20 protein-coding genes and 1 tRNA gene are annotated in these 18,742 nt (G+C 45.4%); 11 read left to right on the top strand and 10 right to left on the bottom strand.

All coding sequences use genetic code 11. From position 1 onward, the window contains the following. Positions 1-159: 159 nt before the first annotated feature. Positions 160-1,500 (bottom strand): type I glutamate--ammonia ligase, encoded by a 1,341-nt coding sequence (gene glnA, locus V7O64_RS11145; protein ID WP_407355461.1) that lies wholly within the window; start codon positions 1,498-1,500, stop codon positions 160-162. Positions 1,501-1,857: 357 nt separating this feature from the next. Between glnA and hdrC the strand changes: the two genes are divergently transcribed. From hdrC to V7O64_RS11125, 4 genes are all read left to right on the top strand, one after another. After that, on the top strand, positions 1,858-2,379 hold the full coding sequence (gene hdrC, locus V7O64_RS11140; protein WP_407355460.1) for a CoB--CoM heterodisulfide reductase subunit C: 522 nt from the start codon (positions 1,858-1,860) through the stop codon (positions 2,377-2,379). A 2-nt stretch (positions 2,380-2,381) separates the two neighbouring features. Then, complete coding sequence (gene hdrB, locus V7O64_RS11135; RefSeq protein ID WP_407355459.1) at positions 2,382-3,272, top strand: CoB--CoM heterodisulfide reductase subunit B; 891 nt, start codon at positions 2,382-2,384, stop codon at positions 3,270-3,272. 117 nt (positions 3,273-3,389) lie between these two features. Continuing rightward, positions 3,390-3,464 (top strand) — tRNA-Arg (locus tag V7O64_RS11130). Positions 3,465-3,500: 36 nt separating this feature from the next. Further along, positions 3,501-3,953, top strand: coding sequence for an N-acetyltransferase (locus V7O64_RS11125; RefSeq protein ID WP_407355458.1), 453 nt, complete (start codon positions 3,501-3,503; stop codon positions 3,951-3,953). Between the two features lie 8 nt (positions 3,954-3,961). On the opposite strand, the gene V7O64_RS11120 is transcribed toward V7O64_RS11125, so the two are convergent. Then, positions 3,962-4,399 (bottom strand): GNAT family N-acetyltransferase, encoded by a 438-nt coding sequence (locus tag V7O64_RS11120; RefSeq protein ID WP_407355457.1) that lies wholly within the window; start codon positions 4,397-4,399, stop codon positions 3,962-3,964. After that, positions 4,390-5,586, bottom strand: coding sequence for a M20 family metallopeptidase (locus V7O64_RS11115; protein WP_407355456.1), 1,197 nt, complete (start codon positions 5,584-5,586; stop codon positions 4,390-4,392). The genes V7O64_RS11120 and V7O64_RS11115 overlap by 10 nt, the downstream gene beginning before the upstream one ends. 208 nt (positions 5,587-5,794) lie before the next feature. Between V7O64_RS11115 and V7O64_RS11110 the strand changes: the two genes are divergently transcribed. Next, complete coding sequence (locus V7O64_RS11110; RefSeq protein ID WP_407355455.1) at positions 5,795-6,736, top strand: nucleotidyltransferase domain-containing protein; 942 nt, start codon at positions 5,795-5,797, stop codon at positions 6,734-6,736. A gap of 73 nt (positions 6,737-6,809) precedes the next feature. Here the strand turns inward: V7O64_RS11110 and V7O64_RS11105 are convergent, their stop codons facing one another. Together V7O64_RS11105 and mptA are read right to left on the bottom strand one after the other, a co-directional pair. Further along, the gene (locus V7O64_RS11105; protein ID WP_407355454.1) at positions 6,810-7,127 is read right to left on the bottom strand and encodes a DUF2098 domain-containing protein; all 318 of its coding nucleotides are present in this window, start codon (positions 7,125-7,127) and stop codon (positions 6,810-6,812) included. Positions 7,128-7,194: 67 nt separating this feature from the next. Next, complete coding sequence (gene mptA / locus V7O64_RS11100) at positions 7,195-8,151, bottom strand: GTP cyclohydrolase MptA (RefSeq protein WP_407355453.1); 957 nt, start codon at positions 8,149-8,151, stop codon at positions 7,195-7,197. Positions 8,152-8,583: 432 nt separating this feature from the next. Here mptA and V7O64_RS11095 point away from each other — a divergent pair, with 432 nt between their 5' ends. Beyond that, the gene (locus V7O64_RS11095; protein ID WP_407355452.1) at positions 8,584-8,874 is read left to right on the top strand and encodes a non-histone chromosomal MC1 family protein; all 291 of its coding nucleotides are present in this window, start codon (positions 8,584-8,586) and stop codon (positions 8,872-8,874) included. A 179-nt stretch (positions 8,875-9,053) separates the two neighbouring features. Then, complete coding sequence (argB, locus tag V7O64_RS11090) at positions 9,054-9,947, top strand: acetylglutamate kinase (RefSeq protein WP_407355451.1); 894 nt, start codon at positions 9,054-9,056, stop codon at positions 9,945-9,947. Between the two features lie 63 nt (positions 9,948-10,010). Here the strand turns inward: argB and V7O64_RS11085 are convergent, their stop codons facing one another. Beyond that, positions 10,011-11,051, bottom strand: coding sequence for an archaeosine biosynthesis radical SAM protein RaSEA (locus V7O64_RS11085; protein ID WP_407355450.1), 1,041 nt, complete (start codon positions 11,049-11,051; stop codon positions 10,011-10,013). A 47-nt stretch (positions 11,052-11,098) separates the two neighbouring features. Continuing rightward, positions 11,099-12,013 carry a glutamine-hydrolyzing GMP synthase gene (guaA, locus tag V7O64_RS11080; RefSeq protein ID WP_407355449.1) on the bottom strand — a complete coding sequence of 305 codons (915 nt, stop codon included), beginning with the start codon at positions 12,011-12,013 and terminating at the stop codon, positions 11,099-11,101. A gap of 249 nt (positions 12,014-12,262) precedes the next feature. On the opposite strand from guaA, the gene recQ reads away from it, so the two are divergent. Beyond that, on the top strand, positions 12,263-14,353 hold the full coding sequence (gene recQ, locus V7O64_RS11075) for a DNA helicase RecQ (protein WP_407355448.1): 2,091 nt from the start codon (positions 12,263-12,265) through the stop codon (positions 14,351-14,353). Positions 14,354-14,372: 19 nt separating this feature from the next. On the opposite strand, the gene V7O64_RS11070 is transcribed toward recQ, so the two are convergent. The 3 genes from V7O64_RS11070 to V7O64_RS11060 all read right to left on the bottom strand — a co-directional run bounded on the left by V7O64_RS11070 (position 14,373) and on the right by V7O64_RS11060 (position 16,636). Continuing rightward, on the bottom strand, positions 14,373-14,510 hold the full coding sequence (locus V7O64_RS11070) for a hypothetical protein (protein ID WP_407355447.1): 138 nt from the start codon (positions 14,508-14,510) through the stop codon (positions 14,373-14,375). Positions 14,511-14,577: 67 nt separating this feature from the next. Beyond that, on the bottom strand, positions 14,578-15,336 hold the full coding sequence (locus V7O64_RS11065) for an A24 family peptidase C-terminal domain-containing protein (protein ID WP_407355446.1): 759 nt from the start codon (positions 15,334-15,336) through the stop codon (positions 14,578-14,580). Between the two features lies 1 nt (position 15,337). Then, complete coding sequence (locus V7O64_RS11060) at positions 15,338-16,636, bottom strand: bifunctional hexulose-6-phosphate synthase/ribonuclease regulator (RefSeq protein ID WP_407355445.1); 1,299 nt, start codon at positions 16,634-16,636, stop codon at positions 15,338-15,340. An 88-nt stretch (positions 16,637-16,724) separates the two neighbouring features. Between V7O64_RS11060 and V7O64_RS11055 the strand changes: the two genes are divergently transcribed. The 3 genes from V7O64_RS11055 to pyrI all read left to right on the top strand — a co-directional run bounded on the left by V7O64_RS11055 (position 16,725) and on the right by pyrI (position 18,630). After that, positions 16,725-17,171, top strand: coding sequence for a DUF5788 family protein (locus tag V7O64_RS11055; RefSeq protein ID WP_407355444.1), 447 nt, complete (start codon positions 16,725-16,727; stop codon positions 17,169-17,171). Between the two features lie 65 nt (positions 17,172-17,236). Beyond that, positions 17,237-18,163, top strand: a complete 927-nt coding sequence (gene pyrB, locus V7O64_RS11050; protein ID WP_407355443.1) for an aspartate carbamoyltransferase — start codon at positions 17,237-17,239, stop codon at positions 18,161-18,163. Next, positions 18,160-18,630, top strand: coding sequence for an aspartate carbamoyltransferase regulatory subunit (gene pyrI, locus V7O64_RS11045; RefSeq protein ID WP_407355442.1), 471 nt, complete (start codon positions 18,160-18,162; stop codon positions 18,628-18,630). The genes pyrB and pyrI overlap by 4 nt, the downstream gene beginning before the upstream one ends. Positions 18,631-18,742 lie beyond the last annotated feature (112 nt).

Below are 18,742 nucleotides of genomic sequence, written 5' to 3'. Positions count from 1 at the left end.
TAACCATGCAAAGATCCACAAGGTCGCCCGTGTCGCATGAACTGTTGATGTTCACGTTTTAGCAGCTTTTAAAGTGCTGCGGATCTAAATATATTATGAATTATTGTAAGTTCAAGTATGTCATGAATTGAATATAAAGTGAAAGTAAGGGGAATCCCCTTACAGTATGCTAAGATATGTGTCAAGTTCCCACTGGTGTACCTGTGCCTTGTAGTCGTCCCACTGAGCATTCTTTGCCTTGAGATAATTTGCGAACACGTGGTCACCCACAACACTCTTTACGAATTCACTGCCTGCCATAAGATCAACGGCTTCCTTAAGGTTACCTGGCAATGACTCGATACCTCTTGTCTTTCTTTCATCCTCACTTAGCTTGAAGATGTTGACATCGGTTGACGGAGGAACTTCCATTTCGTTCTTTATGCCTTCAAGACCTGCACGAAGCATCACTGCAAATGCAAGGTACGGGTTACATGCAGGGTCCGGGCATCTCAGTTCGACCCTTGTACCAAGACCTCTTGATGCAGGGATCCTGATAAGTGAGCTCCTGTTGGATGCTGACCAGGTACAGTAAATCGGTGCCTCATATCCCGGTACGAGCCTCTTATATGAGTTCACCGTTGAATTGGTTATTGCAGCGAACTCGCGGACATATTTAAGGATACCTGCAATGTACTGCCTTGCAGTTATTGAAAGCTTGTCAGGGGTGTCCGGGTCATAGAATGCGTTATCACCATTCATCATCAGAGACTGGTTGGAATGCATGCCTGAACCGTTCACACCATAGAGTGGCTTTGGCATGAAGGTTGCGTAATAACCCATATGTGCTGCAATGGATTTTACAACATACTTAAATGTAACAATACTGTCACATGTGCTTAGCACATCATTGAACCTGAAGTTTATCTCGTGCTGTGAAGGAGCAACTTCATGGTGGGATGCTTCCAGCTTAAAGCCCATGTCCTCAAGGGCGAAATCGATAGCTCTCCTTACATCCTGTGCCTTGTCAAGGGGTGCGAAATCAAAGTATCCACCCTTGTCTGTGAGATTTGTGGTAGGATGACCCTTCTCATCAAGTTCGAAGAGGAAGAACTCAAGCTCCGGACCTGTGTTCATTGTATATCCCATCTTAGCTGCTTCTGCAACAGCCTGCTTCAGCACATACCTGGGGTCTCCTTCAAACGGCTTGCCGTTGGGCCTGAACACATCACCTATGATACGGGCAACTGCACCTTCCTTTGGCCTCCATGGAAGTAACCTGAAGGTAGAAGGGTCTGGCATAAGGATCATATCGGACTCTTCTATCCTTGTGAAACCCTCGATTGATGAACCATCGAACATTACACCGTTCTCAAATGCACCTTCAAGATCTTCTGCCGGGATAGCCCAGCTCTTGATCATTCCCATAGTATCGGTGAACTGAGTTCTTATAAACTTAACATCACACTCGGTTACAGCCTGTAACACATCTTCCTTTGTTACTGGATTTGCTTTTATCATTTAGACTATTCCTCCATTCGTTAAGGGGTGTAAGTAACCCATTACCTATTAGATAATATATATAGTTTGCCGTTGATCTTCGACTGAAGTGTTTACTCCCCAAAGAAAAGTAAAATATGAGGATAATTAAAACTTACCTGTGAAAAGATAAAAGAACAGGGAAAAACAATAACATAAAAAAGGAACTAAAAAAATATACACTTATTATAATTTGACCCCCATATTATTATGATATTTCCGGCAAAGGGTTAAAGAAGAGAAAAAAGGATATTCATATCCGAAGTTGCCGCAACTACAAACTATACTTGCGCAAGCTTTACCAGTTTTGCAAAAATACAGATTCCAGGAAAAAGTCCTATGAAAGACGGGAATACGGCTCAAACGGCAAAGTCACATGAAACCGATAACCATCATAAAGATATTCTCAGATGTATGCAATGCGGAGTCTGCAGTAGCAGTTGCCCCTCCGGCAGGCACACAAGCCTGAATATCAGGAAACTTGTGAAGATAGCTGGCAGAAAATCAGCCATACTCAGTAATGAAGAACTATGGATGTGCACCACCTGCTACAATTGCCAGGAGAGATGCCCAAGGAACATTCCCATCGTTGATATATTGCTGGACATCCGGGCCACCGCTGTGCATCAGGGGATAATTCATCCCGAGCACCGGGAGGTCTGCACAATGTTGCTGAAGTACGGCCATGCAGTACCCATCAATGAAGAGAACAGGAAGATAAGAACATATCTTGGAATGGAGGAGCTTCCTGAGACTGTGCAGAAGTACAAAGAAGGGCTTGAAGAAGTGAAGGAACTGCTCAGATCCTGTGGATTTGAAACAGTCATTGGACATAACAATGATCATGAGGCAGAAGGTTAAATATGGGAACATTGTCGCTCTTTTTGGGATGTCTTGTGCCTAACCGATACCCTGGAATCGAAATGGCAACGAAACTATGTCTTGCAAAACTAGATATTGACTGCACTGAACTTACAGGGGCTTCCTGCTGCCCTGCACCCGGAGTGTTCCGATCCTTTGACAGGACATCCTGGCTGACAATTGCAAGCCGCAATATAGTACTGGCAGAGCAAATGGAAAGGGATATACTCACTATCTGCAATGGGTGTTTCAGTACGCTGGCGGATGCTAACCACATCATAAAAGAAGAGAACGGGACAAAGGAAGAGGTAAACAGACATCTGAAAAAGATAGGAAAGGAGATAGAAGGCAGAACAGATGTCCGCCATATCATAGAATACCTGTATGATGAGTACAGTCCTGAGAAGATCAGCCTCCATGTTGAGAGGAAACTGCCCCTGAGAGTTGCGGTACACTATGGGTGCCATCTTATCAAACCCACCCGCGACAGAGGTCTGGGTAATTTTGAAAGACCTGCATTTTTTGATGAACTGGTCGCAGCGCTGGGAGCAACAAGTGTGGACTACCCGGACAAGATGGCATGCTGTGGAGCTGGCGGAGGAGTGCGCTCCGCCATGAGGGACAAATCCCTGAAAATGACACAAGCAAAGCTTTCCAGGATAAAAGAGGTTGAAGTGGACTGTATTGTCAATTCGTGCCCGTTCTGCCACATGCAACTGGATGCCGGACAGGAAGAGATCAGGGAGAAGATGAAAATAGAATACGACATACCCGTCCTGCATTATACACAGCTTCTGGGACTTGCCCTGGGATTCCCGCCACAGTTGCTTGGGATTGACAGCTCCATTGAGAAGAACAGGAAACTGATGGAACTGATGGAACTGCAGGAGTGATTACATTGCACATTGATCCCCATACAAATAAAAATAGAATACAAAGACAACGGTAAGGAAAAGGTTTTCACCAATAACTTTAAGATATTGAATGTTATTACGTGAGTATCGCAACATGAGCGTGTGGCCTAGTCAGGATATGGCGGCAGCCTCCTAAGCTGCAAGCCGAGGGTTCAAATCCCTTCACGCTCGCTATTTTTCTTTTTAACAATTCACGGAGATTGATAATTGATAATAAGAAAGGCTACTGTTAATGATATACCCGGGATAAAGAATATCATAGACCATTATGCAAAGCTGGAGAAGATGCTTCCGCGTTCGCTGAGCGAACTATATGAATTTACCCGTAGCTTCTATGTTTGTGAGATAGATGATGAGATAGTAGGCTGTTGCGCCCTCCAGGTAAGCTGGGAGGACATGGCAGAAGTGATGTCCTTTGCTGTAAAACCCGAGTATAGAGAACAGGGCATTGGTACGCAACTGATCAATGCCTGCCTTGAAGAAGCAAAAAGCCTTGGAATCCGGAACGTGTTCACTCTTACCTATGCTGTGACGTTCTTTGAAAAACAGGGATTTGAGAAAATAGACAAACAACTACTTCCGCACAAAGTATGGAGCGGATGCATAAAGTGCCCCAAGTTCCCCAATTGTGATGAGGTCGCAATGATGAAGGTCATATGACCATCGCATCAAAGGTGCCTTTCAAACCACATGGTCCCATTATTTTTTTTCACTACAACAAAACCACTCTTCAAATACATCGAAATGGCTTTTTTGAGTGAACTGTCCGTTTTCAGTTTTATGCACAAGTGATCCTTTTTTGCAAATTCCAGTGCAGTGAGGAACAGAGACAGGCCTATACCCTTACCACGACATTCTTTCTTTACATATAGTCTTTTTATTTCGCAAACTCCGCAACCAAGGTTCTTTACAGCAGATGTCCCGATCAGCTTCTCACGATGAAGTGACAGGAAAAAGACACCTCCATTGTGAAAATAACTGGAGTGGATGTCATCCAGATCAGAATCCTTAAGAGAGTCATAATCAAAACCTTCCTCTGAAAGCACCCCAAGGACAAAGGACCTGGTACGGGAGGAATATTCAGGAGAGAAAGGAACTATTTCCATCCCAGATAAGCCTCCGGTCTTTTCATAAAATCAAGAGCTACAGAACTGAGCAACTCGATACCGGTGATCAACACGTCCTCATCTATGTCAAAACTGGCCGAATGGTTGCCTTCAACAATGCCTTTGTGCACATTCCTGGTCCCCAGGATCACATACATGCCGGGTATTTTTTGAAGATAGTATGCAAAATCCTCAGCACCAAATATTGCCCTGGCATTGGCATTAACAAAGGGAAACCGGGACCTGAGCAACGTGGAAGCAGTGTCCGTGAAAAGGAGGTCATTGAAAAGTACAGGATATCCATGCTGGATATCCAGCTCATATGCAGGAACACCGGAAATATCAGTACGGGAATAGGAATGCATGAGGGAATCAAGTAAAGAGGACATTACCCCTTCTATCATTCCAGTGTCATGCTCATTGAATGTCCGGAAACTGCCGTCGAGTTCAAGCACATCAGGACTTCTGTTGAATTGCCTGCCGCTACTTATCGTGCCAAAGCCGAGTACATAGTCTGTGGGAGCCACCTTTTCTGAGATAAGATGATGCAGTGAGGATATGAATTCAGAGACAATTTGTATGGGATCGATGCAATATTGCGGTGTGGAATGGTGCCCCCCTTTTCCGATTATCTTCAGCCGGAAGCGGTTGGAGCTTGCCATGAAAGGACCCGGAGCTACATTGATTGCACCCGCATCAACATCGCCAAAGATATGAAGGCCAATGATGGCATCCACACCATTAAGTCCGCCTTCATCTATAACCCTGGAAGCACCGCCTGGTGGCACTTCCTCTGCAGGCTGGAAGATGAACCGCACAGAACCGCAAAAATCACTTTGTTTTTCCCTGATGAGCCTGGCAACCCCCAGAACTATGGCCATGTGACCATCGTGCCCGCAGGCATGCATTACACCGGGATTGAGGGAAATATAACCTTCATTGAACCGGGTCACAGATTCATGTACAGCAAGGGCATCAATATCCGAGCGTATGGCAATGCACGGACCAGGACCTCTACCCTTTAGCTCAGCTATAACTCCGGTGCCTGCTATCTTTCTGCATTCCACTCCAAGTTCTTTTAATATGGACATGATCCGCTCCTGCGTCCCATACTCATTAAAACTTAGCTCCGGATGCATGTGGAACTCCCTGCGGATATCCAGTACCCATTTTTCAAAGGATCTCAAAACATCTCTCCTTATTAGAAGTTATATAAAGGTCAAATCAATATTCATATTGTACATTCATATCTTCCATGTGACTGGAAGTATATATCAGATTTTATCAGATCTCATATTCATGATCCTGTGCCAGTATCATTTTTATGTAAAAAGGCATTTTACCTGTACAAATATCTGCCGGAAAAGTACCGGAAGATCAAGAGGAAGACAAAATATGATCAAAACAAGACTCAGGGATTTCCTCATTACAAGAGATGACTGGATATTCGCTGTTTCCGATTATTTTCATCCACATGGAATCAGGTCAACTTTAAGATACGTACCTGATGACAGCGGAGAGCGGGAACTTGCCGGAAAACGCTACAAGAAGTATGATTTTGATGTGGCTTTTGATTTTATGCGCATGAACCGCCCTGAATGGGTGGAGGATGTGCATGTAGTGCCCGAAGAAAACATAAAAGAGGTGCTGTCACCAAGCAGTGCAATTGCAAGACTGTACGGCCTGGACAAAAGAGTAACTGAAATTGTGGACATACTTGAAAGGGAAGGTATAAACAGAGAGATGATGGGCATTACAGGCTCCCTTCTGCCCGGCCTTCAGAACGAGGGTTCAGACATAGATTTTGTAGTCTATGGAGAAAAATGGTTCGTTGCAAGGGATGCAATCACAAAGGCAAAGTCAGAACCCGGACCTATCGAAGATATTGACATGGATATGTGGAAGAATATATACAATAAGCGCATCCCGGAGATCTCTTTTGACGAATTTGTCCTTCATGAGAAAAGAAAAGGCAACAGAGGAATGGTTGATGGCACTTATTTTGACCTTCTGTTCGTTCGCTCCTGGGAGCAGATCAAAGACCCGGCACCAAGAGGAATAGATACCGGCACCATGAGAACAGAAGCAAAGGTCACAAATGCAGATTTTGCCTTTGATAGTCCTTCAATTTATAAGGTGGAGCATGATGAAATAGACCACGTGCTTTCCTATACACACACCTATGCCGGGCAGGCCCTTGAAGGCGAGACTATAGAAGTACAGGGCGTCGTTGAGCAGATAGGAGAGATAAAAAGACTGGTAGTGGGTACATCCAGGGAACCGAAGGGCGAATGGATACGATCGCTCACATTGCTTGAAAAGGAAGGTTATATCTGATATCTGAAAAATACCATCTGAAAAATACCGGATATGGGGTCAAAAAATAATAATCATGCAAAAGGGTGGCCGATCAGCCACCACCGGTCACCTGTCCGATATCAACACCTGCATCTGTTGAGGCTCCGGAGGAGCGTACATAGGACTCGGCATCTGAAGCAGATATACGGGCAACTCTCTCTTCCTTAAGTTCACTGGCATCTGCAATGACAAGTGTTTCGGGTTTATAGAAAAGGCCGGTAGTATCCACCATGGCCCATATGCCTTCACTGTCTTCCATGATGTCTGTTACCTTTCCCACAGTGCCTGTTTTAATGTACCTTACCACAGATCCTGTAATGATAGGATTACCGTCCATACCCAGAACTTCGGCATCTTTCGAATCTACCACGGTGTAACTCCTGCTGATTCTGTATTAGGATATATGACAATAGAGGGATTAATAATTAAGCATTGCATCAGGCATCCTGGGATATTTCCAGGCGAAGGTCACCAATGGTTGCAACCCTTTCAGCAAAGGCATTGTGCCTGTGTATGCTTTCTTCATTGATCTGCTTGATAGTTACAACTGCCTCATCCGGCAGGTGCCCAAAAGCCTTTACAACATTCTTTGCCATGGTCCTTACACAATCCTCTACGAATTTCGGATTGTTATGAGCAGTCTGGACTACCATTGCCTCATCGGAGCGCTTCAGAAGCTCAAATACACTTGAACTCATTGATTTTTCAATGATCTCTATTATCCTCTCAAGTGAGACAAAGATATTGCCTTCCACCTCTATGGAAATAATCCCGCGTCCGCGCTGATTGTGGGTTGCCATGGGAACCCTGTGGAGAAACTCTGCGATCTGCTTTCCATCCACACCGATATTTTCAAGCTCTTTTCTTGCGTTGTCCCGCATTATCTCCTGGGCACAGGGACAAGCGGTCATCCCTACTACTTCCGCACCAATGAGTTTCTTGACCGCCATGTGCTCAACATCGTCACGCATGGCAATTGCTTCGGCAAATATCTCCACGACCTCCTGGCACTCCATTCTGGTGGAAGGGGACTCCCTTTTGACCACGTACTCACTTTTAAGTATCACTTCTGCCCGAGTGGCATATTCATGACGTGTCAGAAGACTCTGGGCAACATCACTGCAAAGCTGTTCGATCTCATATACAGGCATGTTGACTGCTTTTTCAAGCACCTCATCCACTGCCTCAAAATTGCGTGACAGGTTTGCACCTTTCAGGTGAGAAGGAAGGTCTACAAAAATATCGAAGGTACAGATAAGGATGACCGGACGTTTGTCCTTCCTCCTGATCTCTACAAGTTTTTTGACATTTGTGACACCAACACGTGTCAGGTTAATAGGTATCTGCGGCTTGTTTGCCTGTATATCGGGTAGTTTAACAACAGGGACTTCCATTATTATAACCTCTAACAATCAAAAGATGGTATGCCACCATGAAACGGTGAACGATATAGTAAGTATATCATGTTGAAAGGGACTCATTGCATGTAAATGTTGTGTTAAGTCCCGGACTTTGTAAGGAAAGAAAATAGTGAGAAAAAGAGATAATATGCAAATACTTCAGCATGAGCAAAAAAAGACGATACTGTGGCACCCATGCATAAAATCAAGTTAACTTGACATGTTGCCACAGCTTAATCTGCGTTCTGTCGTAATTTTGTGGAAATAATATAAAAATATGCACCTATTACCCCCCGATAAATGCCCTAAATTACGGGAATTACATTAAAACAAGAACAAAAGACGACATTAAAAGAAAAATATATATACCTTATATACTAAATACGGTTAGCAGAGGTAATCGCATAATGATTACGAGGTGACATCATGTCTGAAACAAGAAATTTTGTGTTAAGAGACAAGAAAGGAAATGAACATGGGGTATTCACTGGAAAACAGCCAAGACAGGCTGCACTCAAGGTGGCTAACAGAGGAAAAGGAACAAAATCAAAGCCAGAGGAGATCAGGCTTCGTGAACGCGGAACCAAGAAAATACATGTCTTCAAAGGCTGGAAAGAAAAGGTAGAAGCTCCAAAGAACAAACCTGACTGGATGCCGGACAAGATAAACAAGCCTTTTGTAAAGAAGGTCGGCATCGAAAAGCTTGAAAAAGTCTGATTTTCCAAAGGCCCATTTTATGGGTCTTTTTGTTTTAAAGCCTTTATCCATACCTGTTCTTATGCATCGTTTGCCTGTTGCGTTGAAATAACTTTTAAATCATTTAAGCATATTAATAACAAGCTCCGTAATTTAACAGGATTTATGACAGGAGCTATAAAATATCGCAGGTACACATCATGACGCTTAATCGAGAGAATGTGCTGATAGAGGCATTGCCTTATATAAGGGAATTCCATGATTCGATAATGATCATCAAGGTCGGGGGCCATGCAATGGTCAATCCGGAAGTAATGAGTGATATCATTCAGGACATCGTCCTCCTGAGGTTTGTAGGCATACATCCGGTAATAGTACACGGAGGTGGCCCCGAAATCTCAGAGAAGATGAAGCGCATGGGAAAAGAGTCCCAGTTTGTAGGGGGCCTGCGAATAACAGATGATGAAACACTTGAGATAGCACGCATGGTGCTTGTGGGCAACATCAACACGGAGATCGTTGCACTCATCGGAAAACATGGTGCTAAAGGGATCGGGCTTTCAGGAAAGGATGGCAAATTGCTCATCGCAAAGAAAAAGCCATTCCAGAAGGTCATAATAGAGAATGTGGAACATGAGGTCGATCTTGGCTGGGTGGGGGATACAGAGATAATCAACCCCGAGATACTGAATATTCTCATCCGTGAAGGATATATCCCGGTTATAGCTCCTCTTGCAATGGATATCAACGGAAAGGCCCTGAACATCAATGCAGACACTGTGGCAGGAGACATTGCAGCCGCATTGAAGGCAAAAAAGCTCATCCTCATGACCGATGTACCAGGACTACTGAAAGACATAAACGACAGAAGTTCGCGGATATCAGGGATAGCCATTGAGGATATAGAGGAACTAATAGACAGTGGGTTGATAGCCGGAGGGATGATACCCAAGATGAGAAGTGCAGCCTGCTCGGTTACCAGCGGGGTGGAAAAGATCCACATCATAGACGGAAGCGTTTCCCACTCAATACTGCTTGAGCTGTTCACAGACACAGGTATAGGTACAATGGTCTACAAAAAAGAAGACGAGTGAAAGCCCGTCTTAGTCCATTATTTTAATCATCCATTATTTTAAAATTGGTGACAGTAGATGGTTTCAGTCAATTACCGGGCTGCCAAAAGAGTGATCATCCAGTACCAGAACCTGTTCCCAGAGGGCCTTACAGTCACAGCTAAGCTGTTCAAGGCAGGAAATGTCCTGGGTAAGTGAGAACAGCCTGATGGCATCGGCAACGGCATGACTGCATTCCCTGCAGTTGCGGGGACCTCTTTTAGAACCGGCCCCTACAGGGTCTGAAGTGATCACCATATCAGGGAACTCTGCCTTTGTCCGTTTCAAGATCTCGACTATGCTCCAGAGCCATGGAGGACGATATTGCCTCCTTTCCCACAGGTACTCCACGAATGTGCCGCGCTGGACATTGCACAGATTGATGGAAAATGTATCCGAATACGTCGAAGCATCCCGTACTGTCTTTACAATGTCCTCAAGAGCCTCGTTTTCTGAAAGGAAAGGTGGTTTTAACATCAGGTAGGACTTGACAGTTGCACCGTTTGTCCTGGCTGCTGTTGCGGCATCAATGAATTGCCTGAATGTAAAACCCTTGTTAATGGATCGTTTGCGTATAAGGTCTGAGCTTGTCTCAAGGCCCATGGCAACCTCAAAAGCCGTATTCCTGAGGATACCCGTACAATCCCTTACATTTTCACCTGTTACGAATTCCGGGCGGGTTTCAGCCAGTACTTTTACAATACGCTCATCTTTGTCAAGCTCAGAGAGGATCTTGTGCCGTACCTCCATTGATATCTCATTTGTATCGAGGAAACTCCCTGAAGTGAATATCTTTACCATGAACTTCTCAAATGGCGCTGCCTTTTTCATTGCTTTTTTAAGCTGGGCAAGAAGGTCATCGGCAGCAGGTGGTGTCTGTGCACTATCATAGACATAACCACACATGGTGCAGCCTCCGGCTTTCCCCCACCAGCACCCGGAGGTCTTGAAGATTATGGTGAGCGTGTCTATCTCCCCGGTCCCGGCCAGATCCTTTCCGGTCCATACGGCACATGGTTCATCTGAAGGAGAGGGTTTTACCCTCTGCCGATTACGTATATCCAGTACTGCTCTGTTAAGTGACATGTGTTTTTACTCTGTAATCAATTTAACTTTATCTGCTGATTTGCCTTTCACTCAAATTCTATAGTGGCAGGTGGTTTGGGGGTCAGGTCATACAATACCCTTGCAACCGAAGGTATCTCTGCGGTGATCCGGGATTCGATCCTTCTCAGGACATTCCATGGTAATTCCATGGCCTCAGCTGTCATGCCGTCCCTTGAACCCACAGCTCTGACCGCAACTATCCAGCCATGTACCCTTACATCACCTTTGACACCTGTGCCTTTACCCACAATAGCTGCAAATGTCTGCCATGGATGGAACTGCTCCACAAGCTCTTCCTCAACAATGGCATTTGCCTCTCTTACGGCATCTATGAGCTCTTCTGTAACCTTGCCCACGACCCTGACCGAAAGACCGGGACCCGGGAAAGGCATCCTTTCAGATATCTCGTGCGGCAGTTCAAGTGCACGGGCAACCTCACGTACCTCATCCTTGTACAGGTCCTCTATTGGCTCAACAATGGCCCTGAAATCCATTACAGAAGGAAGTCCCCCTACATTATGATGGGATTTGATACCACCCTCGGACTCGATCCTGTCCGGATAGATGGTACCCTGTATCAGATATTCGGCTTCCAGCAACTTTGCCTCTTCTTCAAAGACACGTATAAAGGTCTCGCCGACTGCCTTGCGTTTTTCTTCCGGATCCTCGATGCCGGCAAGGGCTGAGAGGAAACGGTCCTTTGCATCCACTACCTGGAGGTTCATATCAGAGAAGATCTCCTTTATCCTCGCGGTCTCACCTTTGCGCATCAGGCCTGTATCAATGTAAATGGGTGTCAGCTTGTCACCGATGGCGCGGTGGGCAAGGACGGCACAGACCGAACTGTCAACACCTCCTGAAAGTGCTATTATGGCCCGGCCATCGATCTGCTGCTGTATCTTTTCTATTGCTTTGGGAATGAATCTGTCTACTTTTACCATGAATGAGAACTCCGAAAATATGAATTGTCCTGAGATTTTGTTCTGTGAGCTAGTTCTAAGAGTTAGTTATGAAAGTTAGTTATGAGATTTAGGTATGAGATGTACCCAGAGATAGTATTCCGTACATATTAATGCTCGCCCATAAATAAGAGCCTTGCCGCAAATATGGAAGAATACTTTCACCCTGCACTCCAGAAAGTTAAATACAGCGGATACCTATATGCAGCAAAAACAAATACGGTCTGAAAGATGCACGATACTCTGCGCAAGTACTTTGGATATTCTGATTTTCGTCCCCTGCAGGAGGATATCATCAACGATGTGATCAACGGCCAGGACACCTTTGTGCTTATGCCCACAGGCGGAGGTAAATCCCTTTGTTACCAGCTTCCTGCCATTCTTCTGGATGGGACAACCATCGTAGTCTCACCCCTCATATCACTCATGAAGGACCAGGTAGACAGCCTTAAGGAGAACGGCATATGTGCGGCATATCTTAACAGCACCCTGAAGCCGGCCGAATCCAGGAGAATATATGATGAGCTGAAAAGGGGTGAGATAAAGATACTTTATGTTGCACCCGAAAGACTGGTCATGTCCCATACAATCGACCTCCTTAAGAGTCTTGATGTAAGCCTCTTTGCCATAGATGAGAGCCACTGTATCTCTGAATGGGGACATGATTTCAGACCGGAGTACCGTAAGCTGAACATCTTGAAGAAGAAGTTCCCCGGGATCCCTGTTATAGCGCTTACGGCAACTGCCACCCAAAAGGTGAGAGAGGATACCATCAGACAACTTGGGATCAGCGGTTGCAGGACATATATTGCAAGTTTTAACCGTGAGAACCTGTTCTATCGTGTAAGGGCAAAGAAGGATACCTATGATAACCTGCTGCAGTACCTGAGAAAGAAGAAAGGTGAAAGTGGCATAATATATTGCCAGAGCCGCAGAACTGTTGACAGTCTCACTGTAAAGCTCAGGAAGGATGGTTTCAATGCACTTTCCTACCATGCCGGCCTTACTGACCTCCAGAGGGAAAAGAACCAGGACATGTTCATAAAGGACAGGACAGAGATCATCGTTGCTACCATTGCCTTTGGAATGGGGATCGATAAACCAAACGTCCGTTTTGTCATTCACTACGACCTTCCCAAAAACCTTGAGAGCTATTACCAGGAAACCGGACGCGGTGGCAGAGATGGCCTGGAATGTGAATGCGTGCTTTTCTTCAGCCGGGGTGACAGGTACAAGATAGAGTATTTCATCAAGCAGAAGGAAAAGAAGGAAGAAAGGGATATCGCCCTGAAGCAGCTCAGTGATATGGTGGACTACTGTGAGAGCACAACATGTCGCAGGAAAGTATTGTTAAGGTATTTCGGGGAAGAAACAGATGATGATAACTGCGGCACATGTGATGTCTGTCTGCAGCCACGTATTGAGATCGACGGCACGGAGGATGCGAAACTGCTTCTGAACTGCATCATGGAACTTGACCAGCGCTATGGCATGAACCATGTCATCGATGTGCTTACAGGCAGCCGGGCCAGGAAGATAACAGACAAGAAACATCACCTCCTCAAATATTACGGGCAGGGGGACATGCACCCAAAAACATCCTGGGTGGAAATGGCCCGTGAGATGATCAGGCAGGACATCATTAAAGTGGAAGGGACTCGTTACCCGCTGCTAAGGCTGTGCGGCCGAAGTGAGGAGGTCCTGGCCGGCAAAAGAAAGGTCACCTTCACAAAGAAAGTAGAGCACGATTACCAGGAAGAGTATGAACCTGTGATACATGCCTCTCCCGCGGAGGAAGAGATAGAGGTTGAGAAGCCACCTGCTGTTGTGCACAGGAAGATCAGCAATGACCCTGACAGGGATCTTTTCAACAGGTTGAAAGAACTGCGTATATCCCTGGCACAGATGCAGGATGTACCACCTTACATAGTATTTGCCGACACAAGCCTGCGCCAGATGGCTGCCCGCAAACCCCGTGACAAAGAGGAGATGCTGAAGATAACAGGTGTCGGGGAGTACAAGCTCAGGAAATACGGAGATATATTCCTCAAAGCGATAGCAAAACATTGTGATGGAACCAATGAGACAGAAAACGGAATGCAAGCACATGGGATTGTATCGCCGGATGTGCCTGCACGGGAAAAAAACAACCAGAGCATATCATCCGGGGGCCCGGGACCTGAACTCGAAAAAGGTATCGTCATTGGGGCCATGGAAGTAATGGAAGATGAACTTGTCAGGATGATCAGGGATAAACTGGACGGTGTATACTCAGATGATCAGATCAGAGAAGTATACCGGTCGATAGTCAAAAATAAATAATCGGGATTATCACGTCCCATCATTCGCAGGTATCCAGCAAGTGCCGCTTTGGGCGAACCCTGGAATCCCCTGGATGGATTGGAGTGACCTTTGCCTCTTTTTCACCTTCTGATGTATCGTGTAGCTGTTTTTTCTCATCGCGAGTTTTCTCTGTCATAAAACCCACCTCCATTCAATGATTTGTGGCCGGAAGTATTAAAGGTTACTGATAGATGAAAAGCAGTTCACATCAACATGAACTGCATTGTAAGGTAGAATATAAGGTCACCAAATATTACTGCTGTGATAAAACCTGCTGTTATAGGGACCATAAAAGGCAGACCAGGGGTAATCCACACGCCATCCCGGATCCTGCCTGCCTTCTGGTAGTTTTTCAGTTCTGAGATGACATCAGATGTAATTTCGGTACCCGATCTTGTGAATCTGAACTCGACACCTTTCTTTGTCCTGCTATACGAATCGATCATGCGGAAATGCCCTTTTTCCAGTCGGGAGATGGGAGTGATATAGCCTATGAACATATAAAGAGGTCTTTTCAGCGACTCTTTTGGGTTTTTAACTAAATTATAAAGGAACAGCCCTATTGGGACTATGACAGTAAGTATCACTGAATTGCCAAATACGCTGAAGGCAAACAGATCTATGGGAGGCACCCCACTTAGCGGTAGCAAACTTTGACCCACTGAGATCACAGGATATGTGGGGATTATCAATGAGATAACCATCAGGACCTTTGCATCGGCCCCTCCGAATGCACCGAACTGGAAAAGGATGTAAACAAAAGCAAAGATGAACAGGAAAGAAAGTATGTTCCTTAACAGATATGGAAAACCATATGTTATCAGATCGTACATGATAAAGATATACCCGACCCCAAACATCATGAACCATACTTCATTGACCACACGGCGGGTTTTGATATCAGCATAACATGCATAAAGTAAAAATGGCATGCAAGCAAGCACTTTTAGTATTTCTATCATATCAGTGTTTCTCCCATTTTCGCAGTTTCATGACCTCTGACAGGGTAGAACCCCTGCGTATCTCCTCGAAAAGGCGTTGTTCGGTCTTCTCGACCTCCTTTGCCCGCCTTGCTATCTCATATGCGCGCTCTTTGGGGATAACAACAACACCATTATCATCTCCTACTATGTAGTCACCAGGCCTTACCGTCTGATTGCCACAGACTATCTCAGAATTGATCTCACCAAAGCCCTTGGGCTCTCCCGCATTGGGAACATTGCAGGTTGCAAATACAGGGAGCCCGATACTTCGAATATCATCTATATCCCTCACAGCACCGTCAATGACCACACCTGCAACACCCTTGTTAAGGCAGCTCATGGTTGCAAGACCACCCCATGGGGCAACATGCCTGCTACCGTTATAGATAACAATGACATCCCCCTCCTTTGCTTCATCGATGGCCTCTACTGCCTTGGCCCAGTCCCCCTTGAAGGTCTGGACAGTGACGGCAGTACCTACCATTCTTTTGCCAGGGAGCATGGTAAAGATATCCTGCATGGCCCCTTTGCGATGCATTGCATCTGAGATGTTGGGTGTGGAGACACCTTCAAGTATACGGCGTATCTCCTCATCGGCAGAATACTTCAATAAAGGTGCTGCAGAAGGAGAGTCCACACTTTGCCTTATAGCCATGGCTGAACCTTTCACATCGGAAGAGCGAACGATATTGCCTCCCACGATCACAATGTCAGCACCTGCGCCAACAGCCTCTGAGCACGAGACGGCATCCAGCCCGCCTGCTATGGCAACAGGTATACTTACCTTTTCTACAACTTTTTTCATTATGGAAAGTGAGTCCTGGCCCGTCATCTGCTGATCAATTCCCGCATGCACATTGATATAATCCACACCCATCTTTTGCAGCTCCATACTGCGGGAAACAGGATCAACAGCTGATATCAGATCTGCCATAATCCTTACGCCATATTTCCCTGCCGCGCGTACAGCCTCCAGGATCGTGGAATCGTCCGCACTTCCAAGCACAACTATGATATCTGCACCGGCCTTTGCCCCCATCTCAACTTCCATGGCACCGGTGTCTGCGATCTTCATGTCTGCGACTATGGTTCTGTCAGGAAATTGTTCCCTGAGCTTTCTTACTGCATCCATGCCTTCACTTTTTATAAGAGGAGTGCCGGCCTCTAACCAGTCGGCACCTCCTTGAATGGACTCCTGTGCAATTTGTATTGCCCTGTCTGCTTCCGGAAGGTCAAGAGCTACCTGGATTATCGGTTTTATATGGTCACCTTTGGACATACTTACAATACTAAAATACTTCAAAACCTATAAATTTAATCACGCAAAGATAATAGATTGACATCATATCCTGAAAATAGTGAGACAAATGACAGAAAATGAAGAGATATCTGACCGGGAGCGGCAAAAGTTGCTGAACAGGCTTCACAGGAGTCTTTTCTGGGTAGGAAAGCAGATACCCCGGAAGATAAAACTCAACGAAAAAGAGATAGACCTTCATGAAGTGATCTGGGAGATCGTCAACAGGCCTAAACTGGAAAAAGATGACTTGAGGGATATCGAACTATTCATGGGAATGTTGATAGATAAGGAAAAAGAATATGAGAAACAGCTTGAAAATGAGCAGCTGAGTCCTGATGATGCAAAAAAGGTCTTTGACCTGGCCGCCGGTGTAAGAAGAGCCATCATGGACCTTAAGGAACTCACAACACCTTCTAAGAGAAAAGCAATTTTCAAGGATCGGCATATATGTAAAGATGTTGAAACCGATAAGTGGGACAGCCTGACAGATGAACTGAAGAAAAAGGGATGTTAATTTTACCCCTGACAGCCACCCCCAGCAGGCAAATATTATATCCCATGCAATGCCTTTAGTAGTCGATGAAATTCAAGGACCAACATATCATTTCGATGAGGGATTTCTCCAGGGAAATGATCGACCACATCCTCAGTGCTGCCGAAGTGATGGAACCCATTGCACGCGGGGAACAAAGGTCAGACCTTCTTGCCGGAAAGATCCTTGCAGTCCTCTTTTTTGAACCAAGCACAAGGACAAGGATGTCCTTTGAGACCGCTATGTATCGCCTTGGAGGAGATGTACTGAACCTGGGATCGGTGGATGCAAGCTCCATATCAAAGGGAGAGACATTGGCAGATACCATCAGAATTGTTGATGGATATGCAGATGCCATAGTCCTGCGCCACCCCAAAGAAGGAGCTGCACAGCTGGCATCCGAATTCTCAAGAGTGCCCATTCTTAATGCAGGGGACGGAGCAGGACATCATCCTACACAGACATTACTTGATCTTTACACAATAAAACGTGAAAGCCATCTTGAGGACCTGAAGATTGCCCTTGCCGGTGATCTTAAGTACGGAAGGACGGTGCATTCACTCTGTTATGCATTGTCACTTTACGGAGCACAGATAACATTGATATCCCCAAAGGAACTGTGCATGCCAGAGGAGATCGTAAATGATATCGTTGAAAGGGGGGCAGAGATCATTGAAACTGATTCCGTTGAAGATGCTATCAATGATGTAGACGTGCTTTATATGACACGCATACAGAAAGAAAGATTCCCAGATCCTGCAGAATATCATAAAGTTGCTAACCGGCTGAAGATCACAACCGAGTCCCTGAAAGATGTGAAACCCGGGCTGAAGATCATGCATCCGCTTCCAAGAGTAAATGAGATAGACCCCAAGGTAGATGCCACTTTGCATGCGTGTTACTTCAGGCAGGCATTCTATGGAGTACCGATACGTATGGCACTACTGGGGCTTTTGATGGGGGCAATACAATGAGTGATATAGAAACAGAGCTGAGGGTGCGCAGGATCGAGAACGGAACGGTCATAGACCATATAACTGCAGGTAAAGCCCTGAACGTGCTTAAGATACTCGGGCTTCCGGATTCCTCCGAAGGGGTTGTAAGCGTACTGATCAACTCACATGGAGGGTATGGGAAAAAGGATGTTGTCAAGATAGAGAATCGTGAGCTAAAGGTCGAAGAAGTTGACAGGATAGCACTGATAGCACCCAACGCCACTATCAATATCATACGCAAGTTCAATGTGGCAAGCAAGAACAGGGTCCATATTCCAACCTTTGTGGAAGGTGTTGTCAGATGTATAAATCCTAATTGTATCTCCAATAGCAATGAACCTGTCACATCTAAATTCAAAGTGACAACCGAAGAGACCTGCCTGAAACTGCGGTGTTTCTACTGTGCAAGAGTGATATCAGAGAATATTGCAGAGCATCTCCTCTAGGCCGGGTAAAAAAATCAAAAAAAGGAAGAAACATCTGGAGGTAGTAACAATGGCAAAATGCACATGCTACAATTCAGATTATATATGAGCAAATATATAAAATTCATGTCCA

Origin of the sequence: Methanolobus sp. WCC5, assembly GCF_045690325.1 — an archaeon.
Lineage (GTDB): Archaea > Halobacteriota > Methanosarcinia > Methanosarcinales > Methanosarcinaceae > Methanolobus.
This window is presented reverse-complemented; position numbering and strand designations above follow the sequence as displayed.